We start from the raw sequence: 25,424 nt of genomic DNA on the forward strand, positions 1-25,424 counted from the left end.
ACACCCGGCCGCCGCCCTGTGAAAGGGACTCGATCTTTCGCAGATGGTCGATTGCGCTTGGACTGTCATCCCATTGAGCGCAGACCGATCGTCGGAGTCTCAGCCGGCAGGGTGTCGCCCACGTTCCGCCGGCGTGTGCCCGGCTGCTGTTCCATCAGGAGCTCGGCGGCGCGTTCCGCGACGGCAATCACCGCGATGTTGATGTTCGCGCTCGCGATGCTGGGGAAGATCGACGCGTCGACGACGCGCAGCCCGGAGAGCCCTCTGACCCGGCAGAACGGATCGACAACGGCCGCCGGATCATGCTCGGCGCCCATCCGCGCGGTCGAAGACAGGTGCATGACGTCCTTGACCTGACCGAGTAGCTCGCTGCGGGTGCGCGGCACGACGGGGTCTCCCTCGCGCAGCGCCACGAATTCGGGACGCTGCAAGAGATCTTCGGCGCGCGCGAGCCCGTCCAGCATCCGCACGTAGTCCGTCGGGTCGCTGAGAAGCCGCTGCTCAATGATGGGTTGGGTTGCAGGGTCGGCATCCGGCAGCCACAACGACCCCCGAGAGAGCGACTGGTTCAGCTGCACGGCGAGCCCGGCGGTGTCGTTGCCGAACCAGTAGTTATGGTTCGTGGCGAGGATGACGACGTCGTTGCGGCCCGTGCCCGGCAGCTCGCTCGAGAACCGGATGGAAACGTGCGTCGGCCGCATCCCCGGCGGAACGACTCTGTCTTCTCGCGGGTGGAACTGAGCGAAAACGATGGCGTGGTCTTGTGCACCTTCGCCGACGGGGAGGTCCGCCAGTACCGGGATGCCCAAGCGAGAGAGCTGGGCGGCGGGTGCGATGCCGCTGCGCATCAGGATCGCGGGAGAATGAACCGCGCCTGCAGAGAGGATGACCTCGCCGCCCGGCGCCAGGCGCACGCTGCTGCCACCGAGCAACCGGACAGAGCGTGCAGTCGACCCCTCGAACTCCACCCGGTCGACCTGCGACCCCCCACGAACCTCAAGGTTGGGCCTGCCGCGTGCAGGGTCGAGGTACGCGTGGTTCGTCGAAATACGCCGAAGGTCGCGCGTGTGGTTGGCCGGGTACCTGCTTCGTCCTGTCGTGTTCGGGCCGTTGTAGTCGTCATTCCAGCCGTAGCCCAGGGATTCGCCAGCCTGGTCGAGTGCGACATCTACGTCCCCCCACCCGGAGCGAGCTTCGCGGTAGATAGGAATGGGGCCGTCGGACCCGTGGAAAGGTGCATCCGGGTAGTCGAGGTCCGTTTCCAGACGGTTGAGCACTTGCAGCATCGCCTGGTAGCCCCACCCGTCAGCACCGCTTTGCTCCCACCGCTGCCAGTCTCCTGGCTCCGGTCGAGCGGCGATGAGACCGTTGACGCTCGAGCTGCCTCCCATCCCCTTCCCTCGGGCGTACAGCATGGCCGCGCGCTCGGGCCGGCGCCTGGCACGCACGTCGGTCCAGTAATAGTCCGGTTCCATCTCATGGGACGGCGCCATCGAGAGGCCGGTGCGGAGGGTACGGTGACGGAGAAACTCCGGGATGTCCTCTCCCCGGTAGTCGAGTCCAGCCTCGAGCAGGAGGACGCGGCGAGACACGTCGGCGCTGAGCCGATTGGCGAGGACCGCTCCCGCTGTCCCTCCGCCGACGATGATGACATCCCATTCCTCGTTCATGTGTCCTCCTTGACATTTCTGCTGAACAATCTTGCTTGCACCTGTAAGTTACTGTAGCTTACACATGAAAGGAAGGTGGCTGCCGTGACCGATGTCGATCCCCGAATCACCCGCACGCGTACCGCGCTCATCGCTGCCGCTCTGGGGCTGCTGGAAGACGTTGATGTCACCGACCTCACTGTGGCGGCGGTAAGCGCCCGAGCAGGAGTGAGCCGCGTTGCCTTCTACGATCGCTTCGGCACCATGGACGCCCTGCTCATCGCGGCCATGGAAGGGGAGCTGGACAGGGTGCGTGAAGCTGCTGCGGCTCTGGCAGCGAGTGTTGGCCCCGCAGGCTCTGAGCCTCCCGCGGACCTCGTCGAGGTCTTCCGTGTGATCGGGCAGCGCTCGGCGCTCTATCGCGCGATGCTGGATGAGACGGGCAGCATCGCCTTCCTTCACCGCATGCGTGAGGTGCTTCGCAGCGCGGTCGCCGCGTCAATGCATCGGATACCCGGTGCGGACGAGTGGCCCGTGGATAACGAGGCCTACTACGACTTCATTGCCGGCGCCACGCTTTCGGTTGTCATCGGCTGGCTTCGCCGTACCCCGGCCCCGGACGGAACTGAGATGGCGAGACAACTCTGGTGGCTCATCTCTCGCCGGACAGAAGCAATCGCCGCATTCCACTGACCCCGACAGCAAGGAGACGATGATGTACCTGGAAACAACCACGCCGACGATGTCGAACGCCGAGATTCTCGCCCGGCCGATCAGGTTGCTCATCGACGGTGCCTGGGTCGAGGGCTCCGACGAAGCAATCGACGTTCACGATCCATCGACCGGGCAGGTAATCAACACTTTTCACGGTGCGTCTCAAAACGACGTGGATCGGGCGGTCCGAGCGGCACGTCGTGCCCTGGACGGGAAGTGGGCCAGCATGACGCCGTCGGTGCGTGCTCGGATGCTGTGGCGCCTGGCCGACGCGCTCGAGGAGCGCCTAGATGAATTCGCACTCCTGGAGACGCTCAACACGGGCAAGCCGCTTCGGCTCACACGCAATTTCGAGATTCCCCAGGCGATCGACATCCTCCGGTACAACGCGGGCTGGGCCACGAAGCTCAACGGCGAGACACGCGACGTGTCACTGCCCGGTGAATGGCACACCTACACGATGCGCCGACCGCTCGGGGTTGCCGGACTGATCGTGCCGTGGAACAACCCGCTCATCATGGCCGTGGCGAAACTCGCACCAGCGCTCGCCGCCGGTTGCGCGGTGGTCCTGAAACCCGCGGAACTGACACCGGTGACTGCGGCGAGACTCGGTGAGCTCGTGTGCGACCTCGGGTTCCCCCCGGGAGTCGTGAACATTGTGCCTGGACTTGGCTCCGTAACCGGGGAGGCCATCGCGACGCATCCTCTAGTCGACAAGATCTCGTTCACCGGATCGACCGCAGTCGGTCAACATCTGCAGCGCACGACTGCTGCGAGCCTGAAACGGCTCTCGTTGGAGCTCGGCGGCAAGTCGCCCGTGCTCATCTTCGCGGATGCCGATCTCGATCGGGCGATTGAAAGTGCAGCGCTCAGCATCTTCAACAACTCCGGCCAGGTCTGCGCCGCCGGGTCGCGACTGTACGTGCAGAGTTCGGTGGCGGATCGGGTCATCGAAGGGATCGCGGAACGGGCGAAAGCGCTCCCGCTCGGTGGCGGACTCGAAGAGGGTTCGATGATGGGGCCGCTCATCTCCGCCCGTCAGCGCGAACGGGTTCTGGGTTACATCGAACAGGGCCGGGAACAGGGTGTCGACGTGGCAGCAGGCGGTTCCGCCCCCGATCGCCCCGGGTTCTTCGTGCAACCGACCGTGCTTACCGGAGCCACGTCTGAGATGTCCGTCGTCACGGAGGAGATTTTTGGTCCCGTGCTCGTCACGCAGACTTTCGAAGCCTCCGACGACCTCGACGCGATCGTCGGTCGAGCCAATGATTCCGTCTACGGGCTTTCCTCATACGTGTGGACACGTGACCTGGCGCGCGCGCATCGAATCGCCCGACGGTTGGCGGCAGGCAATGTCCGTGTCAACACCTACTCGGGCATGGATCCGAACATGCCGTTCGGAGGTTTCAAGGCTTCGGGTTACGGCAAGGAAAACGGGCGTGAGGGCGTTGAGGCGTACACCGACCTGACGTCGGTGGCGATGTACATCGGCGGTTGAAGATCCGTCTCCACACTGCCATGTCAACAGTATTGCGGGCCCAATGGAGGGCACGCACGATGAGAAAAGGACACACAAGTGAGACGACAGAAAACCACAGCAGCAGGAGTGCTCGCCATTGCGAGTGTTGCAATGCTCGTCACCGGATGCGCCGGAGGTTCGGCGCCGGCCGCGGAGGTGAAAGAAGAGGGTGGCGGAAAGGACGCAATAACGATCATCCACGCCCCCGTCAACTACGAACTACCGTACATCGCCGAGAAGCAGGGCTATTTCGAGGAGGTAGGGCTCGACGTCACGATCAAACCCGGAGGAACCCCGCAGGACAATCTGGCCCAGATCATGGGTGGCTCAGCAGATCTCACGATCGTCGCCTGGGACACCATCGTCACGGCGACGGCAGAAGGTATGCCGGTGCTCGCGGTCGCGGGCCAGGGTGTCGTGAGCGACACGATTGATACGAGCGGCATCATCGTCCGAGACGACAGTGGTATCGAGTCAGTCAGCGACCTCTCGGGCAAGACCATCGCCTTCAACGACCTCGGTGGCGGACCGCACATCGTGACGATGCAATCTTTCGAAGCGGCGGGACTGGCGACCGACGACTTCGAAGCGATTCGGATCCCATTCGCGAGCATGCAGGCGGCCCTCGAAAACGGACAGGTCGACGCGGTCTACCCCTCTGACAGCTTCTACGAGCAGATTTCTGCCGTCGAGGCGAACGCCGTCATCGCCAACCCGACGCGGGAATTCCGTGCCGGCCTTCCGATCACGCTGTGGGCCGGCACCGAACAGTGGCTGGACGAGAATCCCGGCACTGCAGACCGGTTCATCCAGGCCATGGAGAAGGCGGTCGCGTTTTATGAGGACGAAGCCAACTCCGACGCTGTCATCAAGATTCGCCAGGAGGTGGGTGGAATCTCGGCAGAGCAGGCCGCTGCCATGAAGACCGAGTTCGGAATTGCCATTCCCTTCGAAGTCACCCAGTCCGTCACCGACGCGCTCGTACAATTTGGAGTGGTACAGAACGCGGAGGGCGTCAAAACGTCGAAAGAAGTTGTCTGGAGTGGAGCGCAAACCGCCGACTGACGGCGTCGCCTGATATCGCCAGAGCAGGCAAACTGAACGGCCGGGCACACTGCCCGGCCGTTCAGTTTGTGCGGGATGCAGCGCACCGCGGAAGCGCGAGGGAGTCAGCACTTGCGGAGCCGGGCGGGCCATACGCCCTGTTTGCCCGGCGAGAGGATGCCGTTCGGGTCGAGTGCGTCCTTGAGCTTCTCCTGGAACCGGAGCACAGCGTTGTCGTTGAACGAGAACTCCGCGGCGATGTCATCCATGTTGTCGATGTGCCCCCGGTACGGTGTGTAACCGCGTCGTGCTGCCGCCTGGCGCACGGCCTCGTAGAGGGCGCGAGCCCGGCCCAGCTGCTCTTCGTTTCCGTTCTCGAAGAAGATCATGGTGACGTGCACGAGGTGACGGGCGTAAACGTGATAACCGATGTAGAGATCGAAGCCGTACTCGGTATAGAGCGCCTTGACCTCGCCGTAGAAGTCGAGGACCTCTTCGCCGCGGGCAGGGACCAGCGGGGCAATGTCGATGTGCCCGCCGTCCTCGGCGTACCAGCCGATGGTGTCGAGCGGCTTCAGCGTCGGTACGCCCGCCATCGTGGTCTGGTCGGCGATCGCGATGTCTTCGTACGAAACAGAAGCGCCATCCTGGCCTTCGTAGACGCGAATATTGAGCGTGAATCCCGGCAGGTCGAAGGCCTCCTCGATGATCCGGATGCGCTCTCGGATCATTCCGGGTTCGCCGTACAGGGCGAATCGGGCGTTCCAGTGACCGATCCCCATCTTTTCCTTCATCTCCTCGACGACATCGTCGGGGATGGACCCTTCGCCGGTGTACCAGCGCGAGCGCGGGCCGTTCATCGTGCCGGCACGAACCACGTTGCCGACGAGGCAGTTGTTCTGGAAGACTTCGCGGCGCCGAAGATCGGCGATGCGATCGAGGAGCAGCGGGAGATCTTCGACGCGGTCGACCTTGATGTCCCCAGAGACGAACACCTCGGGCCAGGGCATGAGCCAGATTCCGGCGCGGACGACGATACCGAGCCCCGACTGGGTGAAGAGCTGGTCGATGTTCGGGCCGAAGCCGCCCTTGAAGACGTTGGCCAGGGGGCTGTCTCCAAGCGCCCACATGCCGGTGCGAAGGAGCGACCCGTCGGGCAGGACGACCTCGAGGCCGCACAACTGCTGCACGTGGTCACCGTACGGTGACATCCCGTAGCCGCGATCGAGCGCGTTGCCGAGGACGGAACCCCAGCCGAGGGCAGGGACCGAGACGAAAAGCGGGAGTTTGTTCTTCTGGATGTGGTCGAACAGATTGAAGAAGGTGACGCCCGGTTGAATCACGGCGTACGCGAGCTCGGGGTCGACCTTTTCGATGGCGTCCATCCGGCTCAGATCCAGCACGACCTGATCGCCGGTGCGCGGCGCGGCGCCTCCGTAGCCCAGGTTCTTGCCACGGGAGACTGTCCACAGTGCGGTTCCCGTCTCGTTCGCGAGCCGCACAAGTGCCTGCACGTCGTCGACGCTGGCGGGTCGGACGCCTCCCGCGCTGGCACGGCCGGTGTGCAACGGATACGGGTCGGCGTAACCCGCTTTGGTCTCCGGCAGGATGACGTTGTCTGCACCGACAATGTCGGCGGCCCGGCTGAGGAAAGTGTTGATATCGGACATGGTTCTCTCGACTCGGCATGGCCTCACTGAGGCGCAATGGCTGCGGATCCTGAAGGACCCGCTTCTCCATTCATGCTCGAGCATCGTCACGCTCATGTAAATCGTCGAATACAGGCTAGGTTCGTCAAGAGAATTGATGATGATTGGAGTGGGCGTGGACATACGCGGGAATCCCAATGTCACTCTGCGGCAGCTGTGGCATTTTGTGACGGCCGCCGAAGCGGGGACGATCAGCGAAGCCGCGCGGAGGCTCCACATGGCGCCCTCCGCGATCTCGATGTCGCTGTCGGAACTAGAACGACTCACGGGCTCACAACTCTGCGTCAAACGAAAGGCACACGGCCTGACATTGACCTCAGCCGGCCAGGTGGCCTTCGCGCAGGCGCGCCAGATCCTCGACCTGGTCGACGAAATCGTTCACTTCTCCGGGGACGAGCGATCCCAGGTGAGAGGGCCGCTGACGGTCGGCTGTTACATGCCTCTTGCACCCGCTGTCATCCCGCACATGCTGCGCGCATTCGCGGAAGAGTGCCCGGGGGTCGACGTGAATTTCGTCGAGGGGTACCACGACGATCTCCAGGAGCAACTCCTCGCTGGCGCGATCGATGTGGCATTCCTTTACGATGCGGGTCTGGACCCTGATATCCGCACAGTGTCCCTGCTGTCAGTGCGGCCGTACCTGTTCCTGGCTGACGATCATCCGCTGGCTGCGCGTGATGACGTCCGGCTTGCGGACGTGGCGGAGGACCCGCTCATCCTTTTCGACGCAGCCCCCATCTCAGCCAGAGTGCTCGATCTGTTTCGCGACGCCGGTCTGACCCCCGAGGTGCGCCACCGATCACGCAGCTACGCGACCGTTCGCTCTCTCGTCGGTGCCGGAATGGGCATTTCAGTCCTCTTCCAGCGGCCGAAGCTCGATCTTTCGTATGCGGGGCTCCGCGTCGTGTCGAAACCTCTCGATGTGGGCGCTGATGTGGCTGCGCCATTCGTCGCGCTTGCCTGGTCTCGCGGAATGCGTCCGAACGCGCGAACCCGCGCGTGGCTCGAGGTTGCCGTTGACAGTTTCCGTGATGAGGACGCGGACTGGTGAGTCGGTGCTTCGCCGCGGGTTCAGGGCGTCCACCACGGGCGCAGCGGCAGGTCGCCGGTGTCACCACGCTCGCCCGGACGGACCGCCAGCACCTGGTGGAGTTGGATGCCGTTGGTCTCGAAAGCGAGCCGTGATCCCGCCATGTAGAGACCCCACACCTTCGCGGTGGCAAGCCCCACCTCGGCGACGGCTTCGTCCCAGTGTTCGACGAGGTTGGCGCACCAGTCGCGCAGGGTCAACGCATAGTGGGGCCGCAGGTTCTCCTCGTGCAGCACTTCCAGGCCCACATCCTGCGCTGCCCGGATGATGCGGCCGGAGCCGGTGAGTTCCCCGTCCGGGAACACATAGCGGTCGATGAAACCGCGGGCGGACGGTTCGGATCGGTTGTCCGGCCGGGTGATGCAGTGGTTGAGCAGGAGCCCGCCGGAGCGCAACCGGGACTGCAGGAATCGGAAGTACGACGGGTAGTTGCGCACTCCGATGTGCTCGAGCAGGCCGATCGACGAAACCGCGTCGAAGCCGGTCTCGGTGATGTCGCGGTAGTCGCCGTGGCGGACCTCGGCGAGGTCGTTCAGGCCGTCTTCGGCGATGGCCTGCTGGGCCCAGGAGGCCTGCTCGGTCGACAGCGTCACGCCGGTGGCGTGAACGCCGCGCCGTGCTGCGAAACGCACCATGCCGCCCCATCCGCATCCGACGTCGAGCAGTCGGTCGCCCGGTTTCAGCCGCAGCTTCTCGAACACCAGCCGGTATTTGTTCTCCTGTGCCTCGTCGAGTGATGCATCCTGGCGTGGGTAGTACGCGCAGGTGTACGTCATCGATGGCCCGAGCACCCACCCGTAGAAGGTGTTCGAGACGTCGTAGTGGTGATGGATGGCCTCCGCGTCGCGGCTCTTGCTGTGCCGGAGACCCTCGGCGACCCGGCGCCAGCGCGGCGGTGCTTCCTGTGGCGGCGGCGCGATCGGGCGCAGGTGCTCGAGGCCGATGGAACGGACCACCTGCGTCATCACGTGTGGCGGCGGGAGCCGGAAGACCAGACCGTCCGCGAGCGTCTTGAGGAGTTCGTACGGGTCACCGGGGTGCACCCCGTGCACATCGAGGTCACCGGCGATCCACGCCCGGGCGAGGCCCAGGTCGCCCCGACCTGTCGCCAGGTAGGTCAGACCGCGCGGTGTTTTGAGCTCCACCCCGAAGGTGGCATCCGGTGGGCCGGCCGCACTTCCGTCATAGGCGGTGAATCTCAGCGGGAGCCGACTCCCCGCGAAGATTTCGAGGATCTCGGCGACGGTGAGTTTCGGTTCCTTCGCCGTTCCGGCCGCACGTTGCTTGACTGTCATCGCCGTCGCACCGCCTTCGCATAGAGGTCCAGGAGACGGCGGTCGGGATCGTATCGTTCCTTCGCCCGGGAATACACGTCGCCGCCGTAAAGCTTCTCGAATTCCGCCGGCGAATAGTAGGCGTCCGAATACAGCGACTTGTGCCCACCGAACTCGCTGACTTTCCGTTCGATCAGCCGGTTCGTCTCGCCCTCGGTCGACCCGACCGGCACGGTCGACCAGAACCCGACGTTGACGTAGGTCCGGTGCGGCCGGAGGGGATAGAGCGGCCATTCGTCGTCGTCTCGCAACCGCAGCGGGCACAGCCAGATCGGCTGGATCGGCACGGTCCCCAGGAACCAGTCAAGGAATTCCGCGGACCGTTCGATCGGCACCTCGACATCCTGCACGACACGTTCGCGCGGCGGGCGGCCGTGAAGTTTCTCGATGCGGTTCCCGATGTGCAGTCGCTGTTCGTACGTCATCAACGTCCAGTAGACGCTGCTGCGTCGAAAGCGCCGCGGCCAGAACCGGCGGATGCGCGGATTCTGTACGCCGAATGCCTCGGAGCACCAGAACCAGTCGGTGTCCCACCGCCACAGATAGTCCGAGATGGTGAGCCGGTCGAGCGTGACACCGTTCTCGTGGCGGATGGAGCGGTAGTAGATCTGCTGACCGGTGTAATCGCTGACCGGCCCGGGGGTGCTGGTCTGCTCTCCCAGGCACAGATAGCTTTCGTCGGCGCTGAACACCACCCCGTCGAGGTAGTGGACGGGAACCCCGTCCAGCGCGCCCGTCTCACGGATGCGATCCATCGCCGCGAACAGCTCGGGAAGGGAATGGAATCGCACGTGCCGGAGCGCGACGAAGGGTGAAACGGCCTCCAGCTCGATGCGGAGGCGCACGGCATAGCCGAGAGTCCCATACGAATTGGGAAAGGAGCGGTACAGATCGGGGTGCTCGCCGGGCGATGCGGTGAGTATCTCTCCGGCGCCGGTGAGGATGTCCATCTCCAGGACCGACTCGTGCGGCAGTCCGTTTCGGAACGACGTCGATTCAATGCCGAGGCCGGAGACGGCGCCGCCGAGGGTGATGGTCTTCAGTTGCGGTACGACGAGCGGCGCGAGACCGTGGGGCAGGGTTGCGGCGACGAGGTCCTCGTAGGTGCACATGCCGGCGACGTCCGCCGTGCGTGCCTCCGGATCGACGGCGAGAACGCCGGTCAATCCAGAGGTGTCCAGTCCTTTGGCGCTCGACGTGACTCGTGTCCGGAACAGATTCGAGGTGGGCTTGGCAAGCCTGACCGTAGCGGCCGCCGGCACCTCCCGATAGCTCTGGAGAAGGCGCCGCACGCCCTCGGCGTGAGCGACCTGTGTATCAGCCGCACGTACAGACACGCGCCAACGCTACTCCGCTGCGCGATGCGACGGCAGCCCCGGATGCGGCTGTGGAAAACGCCGCGATCACGCTCGAGACGGCGAGCTAGGCCGAGACCGCCACAGCGTGTTCGAAAATCTCCCGCTGGTACGGCGCCACGACACTCGTCGAGATCCGGCAGTCGAGCAGGTAGACACCGCCGGCGTCGGAGGCCAGCCAGGTTTCGACGCCCGACAGATCGTCGAGAGAACGGATGACGTCGCCGCGTCCGCCGAGCGATTGCGCGAGTCCGGCGAAGTTGGCCTCGTCGATGAGCATCGGCCCCGTGTCGAGCCCCATCAGGCCATACATGTGAATTTCCGCGCCGTACGCGGCGTCGTTCCAGACCACGATGATTCCCCGTTTTGCGGTGCGGATGACCGAGTCGAGGTCTGCGAGGGCCATCAGAGCGCCGCCGTCACCGGTCGTGACGACGAGGGTCGAGTCCGGCATCGCGGCGGCGGCTCCCACCGCGCTGGGGAATCCGAGACCGATGGACTGGAACGCGGTGCCGACCATCATGGTCCGGTTCGGCGCGGCGACGTCCCAGTGGGTGTTCGACCAGCCGAGGAAGTGGCCGCCATCCGACACCGTCACGCGATTCTCCGGAAGGATCTCCTGGAGGCGGGTGGCAAGGCTGCGCGGGTCGAGCCGGCCATCCTCGCACAGCCCGGAACCGGCATCCCGGATTCGGAACGGTGTCGGATCGGCCATCGCCTCACGCCAGCCCGCCGCTTCACCCTTCCGGGCTGGGATCCGCGCCAGGAGTGCCTCCGCCACCAGGCGGACGTCACCGAGGAGGGTCTTCGTGACGGCAGGGTTGTCGCTCTGGGGCCGGTCGTCGACACGGATCACCGTTGTCCCCGGCGCGAACAGGGTGCCGAACCGGGTGGTGAACTGGTTCAGCCCGGCACCGACCACGAGCACGACGTCGGCCCGGCCGACAAGGTCCATCGCCTCGTCCTGTCCGAAACCGCCGACGACGCCCAGGTCGAACTCTGGCCGTCGGAACAGGTTGCGCCCGAGTGCTGTCGTCGCGGTGAGCGCCCCGATTCTGTCGGCGAGGGAGCTGAGCGGTTCGCCGGCATCCGCCAGCCAGGCCCCGCGGCCGGCGAGCAGGAGCGGTCGGTCCGCCCGGGCGAGGGCCATGGCGGCCGCCTCGATGTCTGCGGGCCGCGGGACGACGGGGGCAGGAACAGCGGGGGAGGGCAGTATGCCTTCGTCGTCGGCCGGCGCGAGTGCCAGACCCTGCGGTACGGCCAGCACGACGGCGGTGCGGTGGGTGAGCGCGTGGCTGATCGCGGCGACCGTGACCCGACCGGCATCCGCGGTTCCCACCGTGAAGGTTCTCGCGCCGACGGCGGCGGCGACGCCGCACTGGTCGATGTCCCACGGGCGTGCACCGGTCGGGGGCGCGTCGCCGACGATCAGGACCAGGGGCGTGTGCGCCTGCACGGCCTCGGCGAGGGCGGTGATGGTGTTCGTGAAACCCGCGCCATAGGTTGCCGTCGCAAGGGCCAGGTTGCCGCTGGCGCGGTAGAACCCGTCGGCGGCGGCGACCGCTGCGGTCTCATGCCGGACGGCGACGTAGGTCACGGGAGTTCCGCGGAGCGCGTCGATGACGTGCGCGTTTCCGTTGCCCATCACCCCGAACGCGTGAGAGATGGACGGTGCGAGGGCGTCGGCGATGCGGGTGGCGACGGTTGTCATGGGAATCCTTCGAGTTCATATAGCGGGATGTGATGTCCGTATATGTCTCGCAACCCGATGTGCCGGATCGTCCAACGCCCCTTTTCCGAGCGCACCGGCCGCTGTGCCGTTGACGTGGGCAGTCTATCGGGATGCCACATGCCCCGCGAGCTCCGCAGTGCGGCGAATCGACTCACTCTCTCGCATTAAACTCGCGGGATGCCCGTTCTCGAGATTTCCGACCTCAGCGACCCGCGTCTCGTGGACTACGCCCACGCCACCGACGTCGCGTTGAAGAAGGCTCGGGGCACCGAACGCGGCTTGTACCTGGCCGAGTCACTCCTCGTCTTCGAACGGGCCCTCCGGGCGGGCCACCGGCCCCGGTCGGTGCTCGCACTCGGCGGAACCGTCGACGCCGCACTCGAGCTGCTCGGCGACCTCGACGTTCCGGTTTTCGTCGGCCCCGGGGAACTCCTCGCCGAACTCACCGGTTACGTCCTGCACCGCGGACTGATCGCCTCGATGCATCGGCCGGCCCTGCCGGACCCGGACGAGCTCCTGGCAGGCGCTCGCCGCGTCGTGATCCTCGAGGACGTCGCCGACCCCACGAACGTCGGCGCCATCTTCCGCTCGGCAGGTGCGATCGGCGCGGATGCCATCCTGGTCACCCCCCGGTGCTCCGACCCGTTCTACCGCCGGTCGATCCGCGTGTCGATGGGCACCGTGTTACAGGTCCCGTGGACGCGGGTGGGCGATTGGGACGACACCCGGGCGCTGCTCACCCGGCACGGATTCCACGTGGCCGCGCTCGCCCTCACCCCGGATGCCGTCAGCCTGCGCGACATGGACAGCGCCAACCATGAACGGCTGGCTCTCGTGCTGGGAGCCGAAGGGGACGGGCTGACGGATGCGGCGATCGCGGCATCCGACACCGTCGTGAGGATCCCGATGAAACACGGCATCGACTCACTCAACGTGGCCGCGGCAAGCGCTGTCGCGATGTGGGCGCTGGGGTAGGGAGCCGGCGCTCAGTTCGTCGGGTCGCTCGGCCGCACAGGGGCGTCGTCGGCGATGTCGATGCGGGTCGCCCCGCTCTCGCCCTCGCTGACCTCGATCCGCGGAGCGGCGTCAGCCTCGGTCGACTCCGGGGCGCTCGTCAGCTGGTCGTGCCGGTTCTCTTCGTGCGACGGTTCCTGAGCTTCGTCGAAGGGGGGTTCCTGGGTGTTGTGTGGCATGCCGCGACCCTAGCACCGGCGGGCGTCACCGGTTGCAGGCAGGCAGCCCGTTGCGCCCGATGTCAGGCGTCGGCTCCGCTGTGGCGCTCCAGGAAGTCGTACACCTCGCTGTCGTCGACACCGGGGAAGGTGCCGCTCGGCAGCGGGGAGAGGACGTGGGCGTGCAGCCGGGCACTCGGCCAGGCCTTGCCAAGCCAGCGCTCGGCGAGGTTGTTCGGCGGGCGACGGCAACACGAGGGGTCCGGGCAGGACGACACGGCTCGCGTCGTCGTCTCCCGTCCGCGGAACCATTTGGCCTGGTTGAACGGCACTCCGACCGAGATCGAGAACTCCCCGGCGCTGGTGGTTCCCGTCTGGGTCGCGCACCAGTAGGTGCCGACCGGGGTGTCGGTGTACTGGTACAGCTCGGTCGTGCGGTTGGTGCGTTCGAAGGCGCTGCGAGCGCTCCACTTGCGGCAGACGAGCTGCCCTTCGATCCCTCCGGTGACGTCTGCGGGGAGGGGAAGGCCGTCGTTCTCGTAACCCTTGGCGAGGGATCCGTCCTCAGACACCCGCAGGAAGTGAAGCGGCATGTCCAGATGGTGGGTCGCCAGGTTCGTGAAGCGAAGCGCGGCCGCCTCGTGGGTGACCCCGAAGGCATCCCGGAAGTCTTCGACGGCGAGGTTCCGATCCCGTTTGGCCTGGCTGAGGAAGGCCACCGCTGCCTCCTGCGGCATGAGGCAGCACGCGGCGAAGTAGTTGATTTCGAGCCGCTGGCGGAGGAAGGCCGCATAGCTCGTCGGCTGGGAGTGGTTGAGCAGTCGGTGTGCCATCGCCTGCAATGCCATCGACCGCAAACCGTGGCCGCCGGGGATCGACGCGGGCGGAAGGTAGATGCGCCCGTTGGCAAGGTCCGTCACACTCCGTGCCGAGTGCGGCAGATCGTTGACGTAGATGAGGCTGAAACCCAGCTGCTCGGCCATGATGCTCACCGTGCGGTGGGTGACGGCGCCGCGGACGTGCCCGGCAGCCCGGATTCGAGCCTCGGCGAGGTCCTCGATCTCGGGCAGGTAGTTGTCGCGTTCGCGCATCCATTCCCGAAGTTCGGTGTTCGCCCGGCGGGCCTCCTCGGGGGTGGCGATGGCTTCGGTCGCCTTGCGTTGGAGTTCCCGGTGCAGACCGACGAGCGCGAGAAGTGCCTCGTCGCTCATGCCCTTGTTCGGCTTCACAGCAGGAAGTCCGAGTTCGGTGTAAAGCGCCCGCTGCTGGGCCTGGCGCAACTCGATCTCGAGCGCGGCACGCGGGTTCGGCGGTTCAGCGGCGAGAAGATCGGTCAACTCGACGTCGAGTGCGGCGGCGATCGATTGCAATGTGGAAAGCTTCGGCTCGCGTTTGCCGTTCTCAATGAGCGAAAGCTGGCTGCCGGCTAGCGCGACCCGTTCGCCGAGTTCATCGAGGGTGAGGGTGCGCTGCGTCCGGAAATGGCGGATGCGATGCCCCAGCGTCGTGAGATCAGAGCCGGTTCGATTCATTCCTTCACAATATCGCAAAAACAGCGATTCTTAATGCGGTGGATCACGATATCTCTGCCCATTTCTGCGGCATCGTGGAATCACGCCAGAGGACAGAGGAGCCCAGAAGACATGAGCATCGCCGAGATCAGCCGCGAGACCGAGACCACGACCGGGCACGTCGACGCCATCACGCCGCGAGAGACGCTCCTTCCCGATGGAACGCCCGCCGCGGCAGCCACCCCCCTCCAGGCCCTGCGCGACTGGGTCGACTCGATCGCGGCGCTCACCCAGCCAGACGCCGTCGTCTGGTGCAACGGATCGCGCCGGGAGAGTGACCTGCTGACCAAGCAGATGGTCGCCGAAGGCAAGTTCATCAAGCTCAATCCGGAGTGGCGCCCCAACAGCTACCTGGCCCGCAGCGCCCCGAGCGACGTCGCCCGGGTCGAAGCGCGCACCTTCATCTGCTCAGAGAACGAAGAGGATGCCGGCCCCACGAACAACTGGCAGGCACCGGACTCCATGCGTGAGGAGCTCGACGGCGTCTTCGCCGGCAGCATGCGCGGCCGCACGATGTACGTCGTGCCGTTCTCCATGGGGCGCGTCGGCGGTCCGCTGTCACAGCTCGGCGTGCAGATCACCGACTCCGTCTACGCAGTGCTCTCCATGGGCATCATGACTCGCACCTCCGACGCCGTTCTCGATCTGATCGCCGATGGCGCGGCGTGGGTCAAAGCGGTGCACTCGGTCGGCGCGCCTCTCGCCGCCGGCGACACCGACGTCCCGTGGCCATGCAACGACACCAAGTACATCGTCCAGTTTCCCGAGTCCCGCGAGGTCTGGTCTTACGGTTCCGGTTACGGCGGGAACGCCCTCCTGGCCAAGAAGTGCTTCGCGCTGCGGATCGCCAGCGTGATCGGGCGCGACGAGGGCTGGCTCGCCGAGCACATGCTGCTCGTGCGGGTCATTTCGCCGGAGGGCAAGAAGTACCACGTCGCCGCCGCGTTCCCCTCGGCCTGCGGCAAGACGAACCTCGCCATGCTCCGCCCGACGGTTCCCGGCTGGCGCGTCGAGACCCTCGGTGACGACATCGTCTGGCTGCGCCCCGGCGAGGACGGCCGGATGTGGGCCATCAACCCGGAGGCCGGGTTCTTCGGCGTCGCCCCCGGCACCGGCGAAACAACCAACGTCACCGCTGTCGAAACCCTGTGGGGCAACACCATCTTCACCAACGTCGCCCTGCGCGATGACGGTGACGTCTGGTGGGAGGGCCTCACCGAGAAGGCCCCCGCGCACCTGACCGACTGGCAGGGCAACGACTGGACGCCGGACTCGGGCCGCCCAGCCGCCCACCCCAACTCCCGCTTCACCGTCGCAGCAGCCCAGTGCCCCCAGATCGCCGAGGACTGGGAGGAAGCCGTTCCTCTCGACGCCATCCTGTTCGGAGGCCGCCGCGCCACCAACGTGCCCCTCGTCGTCGAGGCGACGGACTGGAGCCACGGTGTCTTCATGGGCGCAACGATCTCAAGCGAAAAGACGGCGGCGGCGGAAGGGACGGTCGGCGAACTTCGCCGCGATCCGTTCGCCATGCTCCCGTTCTGCGGTTACAACATGGCCGACTACTGGGGTCACTGGCTCACCGTCGGCGCGAAGCTGCGCTTCGACCGTGCGCCTCGGATCTTCCAGGTGAACTGGTTCCGCAAGGACGATGACGGCAGCTTCCTCTGGCCCGGCTTCGGCGACAACTCCCGTGTGCTGGAGTGGATCGTACGCCGCATCGAGGGTCAGGTAGCCGCGACGGAGACCCCGGTCGGTCGCATCCCGGTCGCCGGAGACCTGAACATCGACGGCACGGATGTCACCGAGGAGGCCCTTGAGAAGCTCTTCGCCATCGACCCCGAGTCCTGGCTGGCCGAGGCCGACCTGACCGAGAAGTTCTTCGCGCAGTTCGGCACGAAGGTCCCGCCGGCGCTGAACGCGGAGCTCGCGTCGCTGCGGTACCGGCTTCGTAACTCCTGAGCGCACCGCGAGGTGCCCGGAAGTGGTTCGAGATACCTTGGCGGGATGTCTCGAAGCACTTCCGGGCACCTCGCGGTGTCGGTGGTGGACGATCGCGACGCTCGAGGGGCTGTTGCACCGCTCAACAGGAACGGCGGCCGCCGGGCGAAGACGTCCACCGCCGTCTCGGCGCTACCGGCGGGTGATGCCGCTCAGACGAGCAACTGGTGCTTGGCGAGGTCGCGGTAGAGCGGTACGGCTGCCACCAGTTCGGAATGGGTGCCGGTTCCGACCACACGGCCGTGGTCGAGCACGACGATCGAGTCGCTGTCGACCACCGTTGACAGCCGGTGGGCGATCACGATCAGTGTCCGGTCCTCGGCGACCGCATCGATGGCGAGGCGCATCTTCTGCTCGTTGACCCCGTCGAGCGACGACGTCGACTCGTCGAGGAGGAGGATCGGCGGTGCCGCCAGCAGCGCCCGCGCGATCGCGAGTCGCTGGCGTTCCCCGCCGGAGAGCATGATGCCGTCTTCGCCGACGGCTGCGTCGAGTCCCTGCGGGTTGCGGTCGAGCACTTCGGTGAGGTTCACGGCGTGGAGCACCCGGACGCAGTCCTCGTCCGTCGCATTGGGGGAGGCGAGCAACAGGTTGTCGCGCAGCGACCCGGCAAGCACCGGGGCATCCTGTTCGACATAGCCGATCTGTGAGCGTAAGGTCGTCCGCGGCATCGTGCGGATGTCGACGCCGCCGAAGCGGATGGTACCGGCCTCCGGGTCGTAGAACCGTTCGATCAGGCCGAGGATGGTGGACTTGCCCGCCCCGGACGGACCGACGAGCGCCGTACGCTGGCCGCGGGCAGCGCTGAAGCTCACCCCGCGGAGCACCGGTTCGCCCGGGGTGGCCGTCTGCGCTGTCTCCTCGCCGCTCGCCCCGTCTTCGGCGTCCGCTTTCACCGCGCCGGACGGGTACGCGAACACGACGTCGTCGAACTCGATCGCGGGGGCGCCGGCGGATGCGATTCCCGGGGTCGACACGGACGCGGCGATCTCGGCATCCGACGAATTCTCGAGCGGGAGGTTGATGATCTCCTGGATCCGGCCGAGGGCCCCGAGTGCCTGGTTCGTGGCCGAGATCGCGCCGAACGCCTGGCCGAGCGGCATGATCATCATGAACAGGAAGAGGATGAACGCGACGAGGCTCGCGATCGTGATCGCGCCGCTCGCGACGCGGAAGCCGCCGACGCCGAGGACGACGAGGAACGACACCTGCATGGCGATGCCCGCGACCGGGACGACGAGGGCGGAGATCCGGGCGACCTGGATCCCCATGTCCCAGGCGCCGGTGGCGTCGGCGTCGATGGTGGCGATCTCCCGATCGGTGGCGTTGGATGCCCGCACCGTGCGGACGGCGCTGATCGCTCGCTCGACGCTCGCGGCGAGGTCGCCGACCTTCGCCTGGGCGCGCTGGCTGGCCACGCGGATCCGGGTGGAGAGCAGTGTGACGGTGACGATCGAGACGGCGATGACGAGCGAGGTGAGGCCGAGCAGCACCGGGTCGATGATGAGCATGGCGATGAGGGCGCCGACGAAGGTGATGGTGCCGCCGACGGCCTCGACCAGCCCCTGGGTGAGGACCGCCCGGAGCAGGGTCGTGTCACTTCCGACGCGCGAGACGAGGTCGCCGGTGCGGCGGGTGTCGAATTCGGAGATCGGGAGGTGGAGCATCCGCGCCACGAGTCGTCGCCTGCTCGAGAGCACCACCCCCTCGCCGGTGCGCTGGAGCAGGTAGTGCTGGTAGCCGGCGATTAGTCCGGAGAGAATCACGAGGGCGATCAGTCCCCAGACGAGTCCACCGAGTGATGCGCCCCGCTCCACGACCCCGATCACCTGGCTGACAAGCAGCGGCTGGGCCAGTGAAGCGGCTGAGCCGAGGACGCTGAGGCCGATGACGAACCAGAGCACCCGCTTGTGTTCGAAGAGGTAGGGGAGCAGTTCGCTGAACCGTGCCCTCGGTCCGTCCTCGGGGAGTGCTTTCGCGAACGGCGAGCGACGGGGGGCACGCGTGGTGGTTGGGGATGACATCCGGGTCCTCACGGGAGAAGAGTGGGTTACTTTCGGCCGTACTTCTTGTGGACGGCCTGGCGGCTCACGCCGAGCGCCAGGGCGATCAATTGCCAGGAGGCGTTGGCGTTGCGCGCGCGGCGCACGGCGACGGCCTCGGCGCGATCGAGCTCCTGATGAAGTTTAGCGATTGCCCGCAACGCCGTGTACGGGTCATCCGACCCGGCTTCCGCGGCGAGGGTTCCGATCGTTTCGGTACTCATGGCGTCAACCATAGTTGACGCTCTTCGCGCTGTCAACAGAGGTTGACAGGCGGTGGGGCGGCTCTGCCCTGCCGGAGGCGCACGATTATGCTGGCTCTATCCCTTTCGAAGGAGAACAACATGGGTTCGATCATCGGCGACATTCTCGCGAGTGCGCTCGGTATCGCTCTCAGTCCGATTCCCCTCCTCGCGGCCATCACCCTGGTGCTCTCGCCTCGCGGCAACGCCGCAGGCCTGGGGTTCCTCGGCGGATGGCTGCTCGGTGTGATCGTGCCAGTGCTGGTCGTCACCACCCTCGCGGGTCTTCTTCCCGAGAGCACGGGGGATGCCTCCCGCCCGGTCGGCGGGACGATCCTCCTTCTGCTCGGTGGACTCCTCGTCTACCTCGCCCTCGGTGAATGGCGGCTGCGCCCGCAACCGGGCAAGGCCCCTGTGCTGCCCCCATGGGTGGCAGCGCTCGAGTCGATGACGGTTCCCCAGGGCCTGGCGCTGGGGTTCGGGCTCGCCGCCCTGGCGCCGAAGAACCTCGCGCTCGGTGTCGGAGCGGGGCTCACCGTCGGCGGCGCGGACTTCCAGCTGCGTGAGGTCATGCTCGTGCTGCTTGTCTTCGTGCTGCTCGCCGCGTCGAGCATGCTTGTCGTTGTCGTCGGCGGAATGGCCGCGGTAGAAGCGTGGCGTCGATCGCTCGTCCAACTGCGGGACTGGCTCGGCAGGAACAGCGCGACGGTGCTCACCGTCCTCTACCTCGTGCTCGGCGTCACCCTCGTCGGGGCAGGCATCAGCGCGTACTGACGCTTCGCCCTTCCCCGTGTCGGAGGGCTGGTCTAGGGTGAGAAACTGTGCCGGCAGCAGTCATCACAGCAGAGAATCTCGTCAAAACGTACAAGGACGTCACGGCGGTCGACGACATCTCGTTCGAGGTGCAGCCGGGGGAAGCGTTCGGCCTGCTCGGGCCGAACGGTGCCGGCAAATCGACCACGATGCGGATGGTCGGCGCGGTGTCGACCCGCACGAGCGGCGCCCTGAGCGTTCTCGGGCTGGATCCCGACCGGTACGGCCCCGAAATCCGCGCCCAGCTCGGCGTTGTGCCGCAGGCCGACAACCTCGACATGGAATTGCGTGCCCGCGAGAACCTCATCGTCTACGGGCGGTACTTCGGGCTCCCCAGCCGGCAGGTCGCAGCCCGCGCCGATGAACTGATGGCGTTCGCGCAACTCGAGGACAAGGTGAAGGCCAAGGTCGACGACCTGTCCGGCGGCATGAAGCGCCGGCTCACGATCGCCCGCGCGCTGATCAACGACCCGCGGCTGCTGCTCCTCGACGAACCGACCACCGGATTGGATCCACAGGCACGCCACATTCTCTGGGACCGGTTGTTCCGGCTCAAGGAGCAGGGCACGACCCTGCTCCTCACGACGCATTACATGGACGAAGCGGAGCAGCTCTGCGACCGTCTCGTCGTCATCGACAAGGGCGCAATCATGGCCGAGGGCTCGCCGGCGTCCCTCATTCGCCGGTACTCGTCGCGGGAGGTGCTCGAGGTGCGATTCGGGTCCGACCGCAACGCCGAAGCATCCGCTCGACTGGACGGGATCGGCGATCGTGTCGACGTGCTCCCGGACCGGATCCTGATCTACTCCGACAACGGAGAGGCGGCGCTCAGCCGCATCGCCGGCCTGGGGCTGCACCCGATCACGAGCCTCGTGCGCCGGTCGAGCCTCGAGGACGTGTTCCTGCGTCTCACCGGCCGGAGCCTGATCGAATGACCGAGCTGGCCACACAGTCCGATCTCGAGCGCGGCGTGGCGCTCGCCGCCCGGGCGCGCAAATGGGGCGCCTGGTACGTCGCCGAGCACCGGTTCCGGGTCATGCGCTCCTACCTGCAGACGGTGCTGCTCACCGGGATCGGCAACCCGCTCGTCTACCTGTTCGCGATGGGCGTCGGGCTCGCCAGCCTCGTCGACGCCAACCTCGGGCAGGGGGCGATCGACGGCGTCGGATACCTGGTTTTCGTCGCGCCGGCGCTGCTGTGTGCGGCGGCGATCACCGTGGCAACAGAGGAATTCACCTACCCGATCATGCTCGGCTACAAGTGGAACCCGGTGTTCTTCGGCATGAACGCCAGCCCCCTGCGGCCCGGGCAGATCATCGACGGCATCGTGATCAGCGTTCTCGTGCGGATGCTCCTTACCTGCGTTCTCTACTACGTGTTCATGATGCTGTTCGGCGCGGTTCCGGATGCCGCCGGCTGGGTGGCGGTGCCCGTCGCGGTCCTCACCGGGCTCGCGTTCGGCGCCGTCGTCATGGGGTACACCTCGACGTTGACCGAGGACACCGGCCAGCTCGCGATGGTGATGCGGTTCGTCGTGCTTCCGATGACGTTGTTCTCCGGAACCTTCTTCCCGCTGGCACAGTTGCCGCTCTCCCTGCAGTGGATCGGCTGGATCTCGCCGCTCTGGCACGGCACCGAGCTCGCGCGGGTGTTCAGCTACGGGTACGCGGAACCGATCTGGCTCACCGTGCTGCACGTCGCCTACCTGTGTGCGTTGTTCGCCTTCGGCTGGGTCTGGGCGCGTCGTATCGCCGCGCGGAGGCTGGCGAGATGACCGGGACGCTGGTGGCGGCATCCGCTCGTCGTGATCGTCCGCTCGGCGCGTTGTATGCGGGCAACGCACGCTCGGTGATGCTGCGCGGCTGGCGGGCGACCCGGTCGACGAACTGGCTCGTGGTCGTGTCAGGGCTGTTCGAGCCGGTGTTCTTCCTGCTGTCGATGGGGCTCGGTCTGGGTGCGCTCGTCGGCACGGTCGAGGGGCCGCGCGGCACGGAAATCTCCTACGCGGCGTTCATCGCACCGGCACTTCTCGCGGTCGCGGCGATGAACGGTGCGATCTACGACTCCACCTGGAACGTGTTCTTCAAGATGCGGTTCTCGAAGCTGTACGACGGGATGCTCGCAACGTCGCTCGGCCCGCTCGACGTCGCGCTCGGCGAGATCTCGCTCGCGCTGCTTCGGGGAGCACTGTACGCCACCGGCTTCATGCTCGTGATGCAGGTGCTCGGCCTCAACCTCTCCTGGTGGGCGCTGCTCGCGTTTCCCGCGGTCGTGCTCATCGCGTTCGGCTTCGCGAGCTTCGGCATGGCGGTGACGAGCTACATGAAGACGTTCCAGCAGATGGACTGGATCAACTTCCTGCTGCTGCCGATGTTCCTCTTCTCGGCGACGTTCTACCCGCTCAGCGTCTACCCGCCGGCCATCCAGACCGTGATCCAGTGCCTGCCGCTCTGGCACGGGGTCGAACTCGTGCGCTCGCTGACCACCGGCGCGGTCGACGTCGGCCTGCTCTGGCACGTGCTCTACTACCTCGTCATGGTGGCGGTCGGGCTCGTCTTCACGACGCGGCGGCTGCGAGCCCTGTTCCTCGACTGAGCGCAGCGCCGCCCGGTCCGCGCACGAATTCACTCAGTGCGGACGGGGTCCTGCGGCGCGCCGGGTGCTGCGGTCCGGAACGGGTGAAGGCGTGGCGGTCAACGACGGATGCCGTCCCTCGCGTGGCGAGGAACGGCATCCGTTCTGTGAAGAAAAGACCTAGCGGTCGATGTCGATGTCCTTCGTTTCCTTGCCGAGGATCAGCGCGATCAGGGTGATGACACCCATGGCGGAGAGGTAGACGCCGACGAGGAACGGGCTTCCGTCTGCCATCGCCCACAGCCAGACCGCGATGAACGGAGCCACAGCGGCACCGAGGATCGACGACACGTTGTAGGAGATTCCCGAGCCGGTGTAGCGCACGTTGGTCGGGAACAGCTCGGGCAGCAGGGCACCCATCGGTCCGAAGGTCATACCCATCAGGCTGAAGCCGACGATGAGCCACAGCATCACTCCGGCGAAGCCGGCGCCGAGCAGCGGAACCCAGAGCAGACCGAAGACGATGATGCCCAGCGTGACGAGGATGAGCGTCTTGCGACGGCCGAACTTGTCGGCCAGCGGGCCTGACACGAGCGTGAAGATCCCGAAGAAGACCACGCCGGCGATGAGCATCAGCACGAAGGTGTTGTAGCTGAAGCCGAGGCCGGGCTGCTGGCCCGCGGCGGGGTCGACCGGTGCGCGGCCGTAGCTGAGCGAGAACGTGGTCATCAGGTAGAACAGCACGTAGGTGGCGAGCATGAAGAAGGTGCCGAGGATGAGCTCACGCCAGTGGCTCTTGAAGACCAGTCCGAGCGGAAGCTTGACGACCTTGCCGGACTTCACGGTGTTGGTGAAGGCGTCGCTCTCGACAAGCTTGAGCCGCACCCAGAGGCCGACGATGACCATGACGGCGGAGAACAGGAACGGGATGCGCCAGCCCCAGTCGAGGAACGCGTCCGACGGGCGCGACGGGTCGTTCGACGGCAGCAGGAAGGCGATGAAGAGGAACAGGCCGTTGGCGATGATGAAGCCGATCGGTGCTCCGAGCTGCGGGAACGTGCCGTACCAGGCGCGCTTGCCCTCTGGAGCGTTCTCGGTGGCGACGAGCGCGGCACCGCTCCACTCGCCGCCGAGCGCGAAGCCCTGGGCGAGGCGCAGGATCACGAGCAGCAGCGGGGCGAACCAGCCGATGACGAGGTAGGTCGGAAGCAGCCCGATGAGGAACGTCGCGATTCCCATGGTGAGCAGCGCCGCGACGAGTGTCGTCTTGCGGCCGACCTTGTCGCCGAGGTGCCCGAAGAAGATGGCGCCGAGCGGGCGGGCGACCATCGCGGCACCAAAGATGGCGAACGACGACAGCAGGGCTGTGGTCTCGTTGCCTGCGGGGAAGAAGAGGTGGGGGAAGACGAGGACCGCCGCTGTGGCGTAGACGTAGAAGTCGTAGAACTCGATTGTCGTGCCGATGAGGGACGCGAGGATGACCCGGGATTTCGGATTGGCGGGAGCAGTTGGAGTGACGGTGGCTGAGACTGACATGGTGCTTTCTCGTCGAGGAGCTGGGCCGTTGGAGGCGCGGGCCGGTCGCGTCTGCCACCCCAAAAGGCTGAATGATAGTGAGTCGTCGAGCTTGTGGCGCAACTTTCCCAGCCTAGACGCAGAAATCTTGAGGGCAAAAATCGGGGCGCGTGCGCAGGGCGCTGTGCCCGCCGGTCGTGCGCCCCGTGCCGGCCGGCAGCGAGGCGCACGAACGGCGCGGGAATCAGGCGGAGAGGCGGATGCTTGCCGCTAGGAGCCGTCGAATTCGAGCAGCACCTTGCAACTGGCCTCGCCGTTGGTGGCGACGCCGAAGGCTGTCGATACCTCATCGAGTCCGAAGGCGTGAGTGATGAGCTCGTCGGCAGCGGGCGTCTCGGCCAGCACGGCGAGAGCACGGTCCATCTCGTCGTGGAAGCGGAACGAGCCGCGCAGGTCGAGTTCACGACTCACCAGCGAGCTGAGCGGCATCGAGATCGGATCGAGCGGAAGATTGCCGACCTGCACGATGGTGCCGCCGACGGCGACCGTCCGGATCAGGTGGGCGAGCGACGCGCCGGCGCCAGACGCTTCGAACGCGACCGGATACTCGCTAGGAACCGGCTGCCCGACGTTGAGCACCTCGTCGGCGCCGACTTTGAGCGCCCGTTCCCGGGCTGACGCGGCCGGGTCGATCGCCGTGATCCGGGCTGCGCCGGCGGCTCGGAGTGCCAGGATGGTGAGTGCGCCGACGGGACCGCATCCGCTGACCAGGACGCTCTGGCCGGTGATGTCGCCGGCGCGGGCGACGGCGTGCAGCGCCACGGCGAGGGGTTCCGCGAGCGCGGCCCTGCGTTTGCTCAAGCCGGCGGGGATCAGCCGGATCTGGCTGGCGTGAACCGCGAGTTCTTCGGCGAATGCCCCATCGCGGTGCGGCGACACGGCGGCAGATCCCAGGTAGGACAGCTGCGGGTGCAGGTTGGAGCGCCCAGCCAGTCGATCGGGCAGCGGCCCGATCGTCGACGCCGGGTGTACGGTCACTGCCGTGCCGACGCTGACCGTGCTGACGGACTCGCCGACCGCGATCACCGTGCCGGAGAGCTCGTGACCGAGCACGAACGGATGCTCCTGCACCGCGCTGCCGGACCGGCCGGACTTCCAGTACGAGGTGTCAGAGCCGCAGATTCCCGCCCAAGCTACCTGGACCAGGACCTGCTCGGGGTCGAGAGTGGGGGAGGGGCGGGTGGAGAGCCGCAGGTCTCCTGCCGCATGAAGTTCGAGGACGCGCATAGGGAGCCTTCCAGCAAGGGTGTCGGGGCCGAGAGGTCGTCGTCGGCACCTGGCCAGAATAGCA

21 protein-coding genes are annotated in these 25,424 nt (G+C 66.4%); 10 read left to right on the top strand and 11 right to left on the bottom strand.

Annotated features, from left to right (window positions below; genetic code table 11):
* Positions 1-65 precede the first annotated feature (65 nt).
* Positions 66-1,670, bottom strand: a complete 1,605-nt coding sequence (locus tag ACLQ62_RS11820; protein ID WP_411721831.1) for a GMC family oxidoreductase — start codon at positions 1,668-1,670, stop codon at positions 66-68.
* 84 nt (positions 1,671-1,754) lie between these two features.
* Between ACLQ62_RS11820 and ACLQ62_RS11825 the strand changes: the two genes are divergently transcribed.
* From ACLQ62_RS11825 to ACLQ62_RS11835, 3 genes are all read left to right on the top strand, one after another.
* On the top strand, positions 1,755-2,342 hold the full coding sequence (locus tag ACLQ62_RS11825; RefSeq protein ID WP_411721832.1) for a TetR/AcrR family transcriptional regulator: 588 nt from the start codon (positions 1,755-1,757) through the stop codon (positions 2,340-2,342).
* A gap of 19 nt (positions 2,343-2,361) precedes the next feature.
* Positions 2,362-3,861 (top strand): aldehyde dehydrogenase family protein, encoded by a 1,500-nt coding sequence (locus ACLQ62_RS11830; RefSeq protein ID WP_411721833.1) that lies wholly within the window; start codon positions 2,362-2,364, stop codon positions 3,859-3,861.
* Between the two features lie 78 nt (positions 3,862-3,939).
* On the top strand, positions 3,940-4,947 hold the full coding sequence (locus tag ACLQ62_RS11835; RefSeq protein ID WP_411721834.1) for an ABC transporter substrate-binding protein: 1,008 nt from the start codon (positions 3,940-3,942) through the stop codon (positions 4,945-4,947).
* 104 nt (positions 4,948-5,051) lie between these two features.
* Here ACLQ62_RS11835 and ACLQ62_RS11840 read toward each other — a convergent pair whose 3' ends face one another.
* Positions 5,052-6,596: an FAD-binding oxidoreductase gene (locus tag ACLQ62_RS11840; protein ID WP_411721835.1), complete on the bottom strand. Its 1,545-nt coding sequence runs from the start codon at positions 6,594-6,596 to the stop codon at positions 5,052-5,054.
* Between the two features lie 139 nt (positions 6,597-6,735).
* Here ACLQ62_RS11840 and ACLQ62_RS11845 point away from each other — a divergent pair, with 139 nt between their 5' ends.
* Positions 6,736-7,686 carry a LysR family transcriptional regulator gene (locus ACLQ62_RS11845; protein WP_411721904.1) on the top strand — a complete coding sequence of 317 codons (951 nt, stop codon included), beginning with the start codon at positions 6,736-6,738 and terminating at the stop codon, positions 7,684-7,686.
* Between the two features lie 20 nt (positions 7,687-7,706).
* Here ACLQ62_RS11845 and ACLQ62_RS11850 read toward each other — a convergent pair whose 3' ends face one another.
* The 3 genes from ACLQ62_RS11850 to ACLQ62_RS11860 form a co-directional block, all read right to left on the bottom strand.
* Positions 7,707-9,020, bottom strand: a complete 1,314-nt coding sequence (locus tag ACLQ62_RS11850; protein ID WP_411721836.1) for a class I SAM-dependent methyltransferase — start codon at positions 9,018-9,020, stop codon at positions 7,707-7,709.
* Positions 9,017-10,396: an FAD-binding oxidoreductase gene (locus ACLQ62_RS11855; RefSeq protein ID WP_411721837.1), complete on the bottom strand. Its 1,380-nt coding sequence runs from the start codon at positions 10,394-10,396 to the stop codon at positions 9,017-9,019. Before ACLQ62_RS11855 ends, ACLQ62_RS11850 begins: the two co-directional genes overlap by 4 nt.
* Before the next feature lie 85 nt (positions 10,397-10,481).
* On the bottom strand, positions 10,482-12,125 hold the full coding sequence (locus ACLQ62_RS11860) for a thiamine pyrophosphate-binding protein (protein WP_411721838.1): 1,644 nt from the start codon (positions 12,123-12,125) through the stop codon (positions 10,482-10,484).
* 198 nt (positions 12,126-12,323) lie between these two features.
* On the opposite strand from ACLQ62_RS11860, the gene ACLQ62_RS11865 reads away from it, so the two are divergent.
* Entirely contained in the window at positions 12,324-13,121 is a 798-nt protein-coding gene (locus ACLQ62_RS11865) for a TrmH family RNA methyltransferase (RefSeq protein ID WP_411721839.1), read from the top strand.
* An 11-nt stretch (positions 13,122-13,132) separates the two neighbouring features.
* On the opposite strand, the gene ACLQ62_RS11870 is transcribed toward ACLQ62_RS11865, so the two are convergent.
* Together ACLQ62_RS11870 and ACLQ62_RS11875 are read right to left on the bottom strand one after the other, a co-directional pair.
* Positions 13,133-13,339 (bottom strand): multidrug transporter, encoded by a 207-nt coding sequence (locus ACLQ62_RS11870; protein WP_411721840.1) that lies wholly within the window; start codon positions 13,337-13,339, stop codon positions 13,133-13,135.
* A gap of 62 nt (positions 13,340-13,401) precedes the next feature.
* Positions 13,402-14,850 carry a helix-turn-helix domain-containing protein gene (locus ACLQ62_RS11875; protein WP_411721841.1) on the bottom strand — a complete coding sequence of 483 codons (1,449 nt, stop codon included), beginning with the start codon at positions 14,848-14,850 and terminating at the stop codon, positions 13,402-13,404.
* Positions 14,851-14,961: 111 nt separating this feature from the next.
* On the opposite strand from ACLQ62_RS11875, the gene ACLQ62_RS11880 reads away from it, so the two are divergent.
* Positions 14,962-16,848, top strand: coding sequence for a phosphoenolpyruvate carboxykinase (GTP) (locus ACLQ62_RS11880; protein ID WP_411721842.1), 1,887 nt, complete (start codon positions 14,962-14,964; stop codon positions 16,846-16,848).
* A gap of 191 nt (positions 16,849-17,039) precedes the next feature.
* On the opposite strand, the gene ACLQ62_RS11885 is transcribed toward ACLQ62_RS11880, so the two are convergent.
* The gene (locus ACLQ62_RS11885; RefSeq protein WP_411721843.1) at positions 17,040-18,911 is read right to left on the bottom strand and encodes an ABC transporter ATP-binding protein; all 1,872 of its coding nucleotides are present in this window, start codon (positions 18,909-18,911) and stop codon (positions 17,040-17,042) included.
* Between the two features lie 26 nt (positions 18,912-18,937).
* Complete coding sequence (locus ACLQ62_RS11890) at positions 18,938-19,153, bottom strand: hypothetical protein (protein ID WP_411721844.1); 216 nt, start codon at positions 19,151-19,153, stop codon at positions 18,938-18,940.
* Positions 19,154-19,273: 120 nt separating this feature from the next.
* On the opposite strand from ACLQ62_RS11890, the gene ACLQ62_RS11895 reads away from it, so the two are divergent.
* The 4 genes from ACLQ62_RS11895 to ACLQ62_RS11910 are packed head-to-tail and all read left to right on the top strand — an operon-like array spanning position 19,274 to position 22,579.
* Positions 19,274-19,945, top strand: coding sequence for a GAP family protein (locus ACLQ62_RS11895; protein ID WP_411721845.1), 672 nt, complete (start codon positions 19,274-19,276; stop codon positions 19,943-19,945).
* A gap of 47 nt (positions 19,946-19,992) precedes the next feature.
* Positions 19,993-20,919: an ABC transporter ATP-binding protein gene (locus ACLQ62_RS11900; protein ID WP_411721846.1), complete on the top strand. Its 927-nt coding sequence runs from the start codon at positions 19,993-19,995 to the stop codon at positions 20,917-20,919.
* Positions 20,916-21,758 (top strand): ABC transporter permease, encoded by an 843-nt coding sequence (locus tag ACLQ62_RS11905; protein ID WP_411721847.1) that lies wholly within the window; start codon positions 20,916-20,918, stop codon positions 21,756-21,758. Before ACLQ62_RS11900 ends, ACLQ62_RS11905 begins: the two co-directional genes overlap by 4 nt.
* Positions 21,755-22,579 (top strand): ABC transporter permease, encoded by an 825-nt coding sequence (locus tag ACLQ62_RS11910; RefSeq protein ID WP_411721848.1) that lies wholly within the window; start codon positions 21,755-21,757, stop codon positions 22,577-22,579. The genes ACLQ62_RS11905 and ACLQ62_RS11910 overlap by 4 nt, the downstream gene beginning before the upstream one ends.
* A 159-nt stretch (positions 22,580-22,738) precedes the next feature.
* Here ACLQ62_RS11910 and ACLQ62_RS11915 read toward each other — a convergent pair whose 3' ends face one another.
* Positions 22,739-24,094, bottom strand: coding sequence for an MFS transporter (locus ACLQ62_RS11915; RefSeq protein WP_411721849.1), 1,356 nt, complete (start codon positions 24,092-24,094; stop codon positions 22,739-22,741).
* A 249-nt stretch (positions 24,095-24,343) separates the two neighbouring features.
* Positions 24,344-25,360: an alcohol dehydrogenase catalytic domain-containing protein gene (locus tag ACLQ62_RS11920; RefSeq protein WP_411721850.1), complete on the bottom strand. Its 1,017-nt coding sequence runs from the start codon at positions 25,358-25,360 to the stop codon at positions 24,344-24,346.
* Positions 25,361-25,424: the final 64 nt, after the last annotated feature.

It is taken from the genome of Mycetocola sp., from assembly GCF_046716805.1.
Lineage (GTDB): Bacteria > Actinomycetota > Actinomycetes > Actinomycetales > Microbacteriaceae > Mycetocola_A.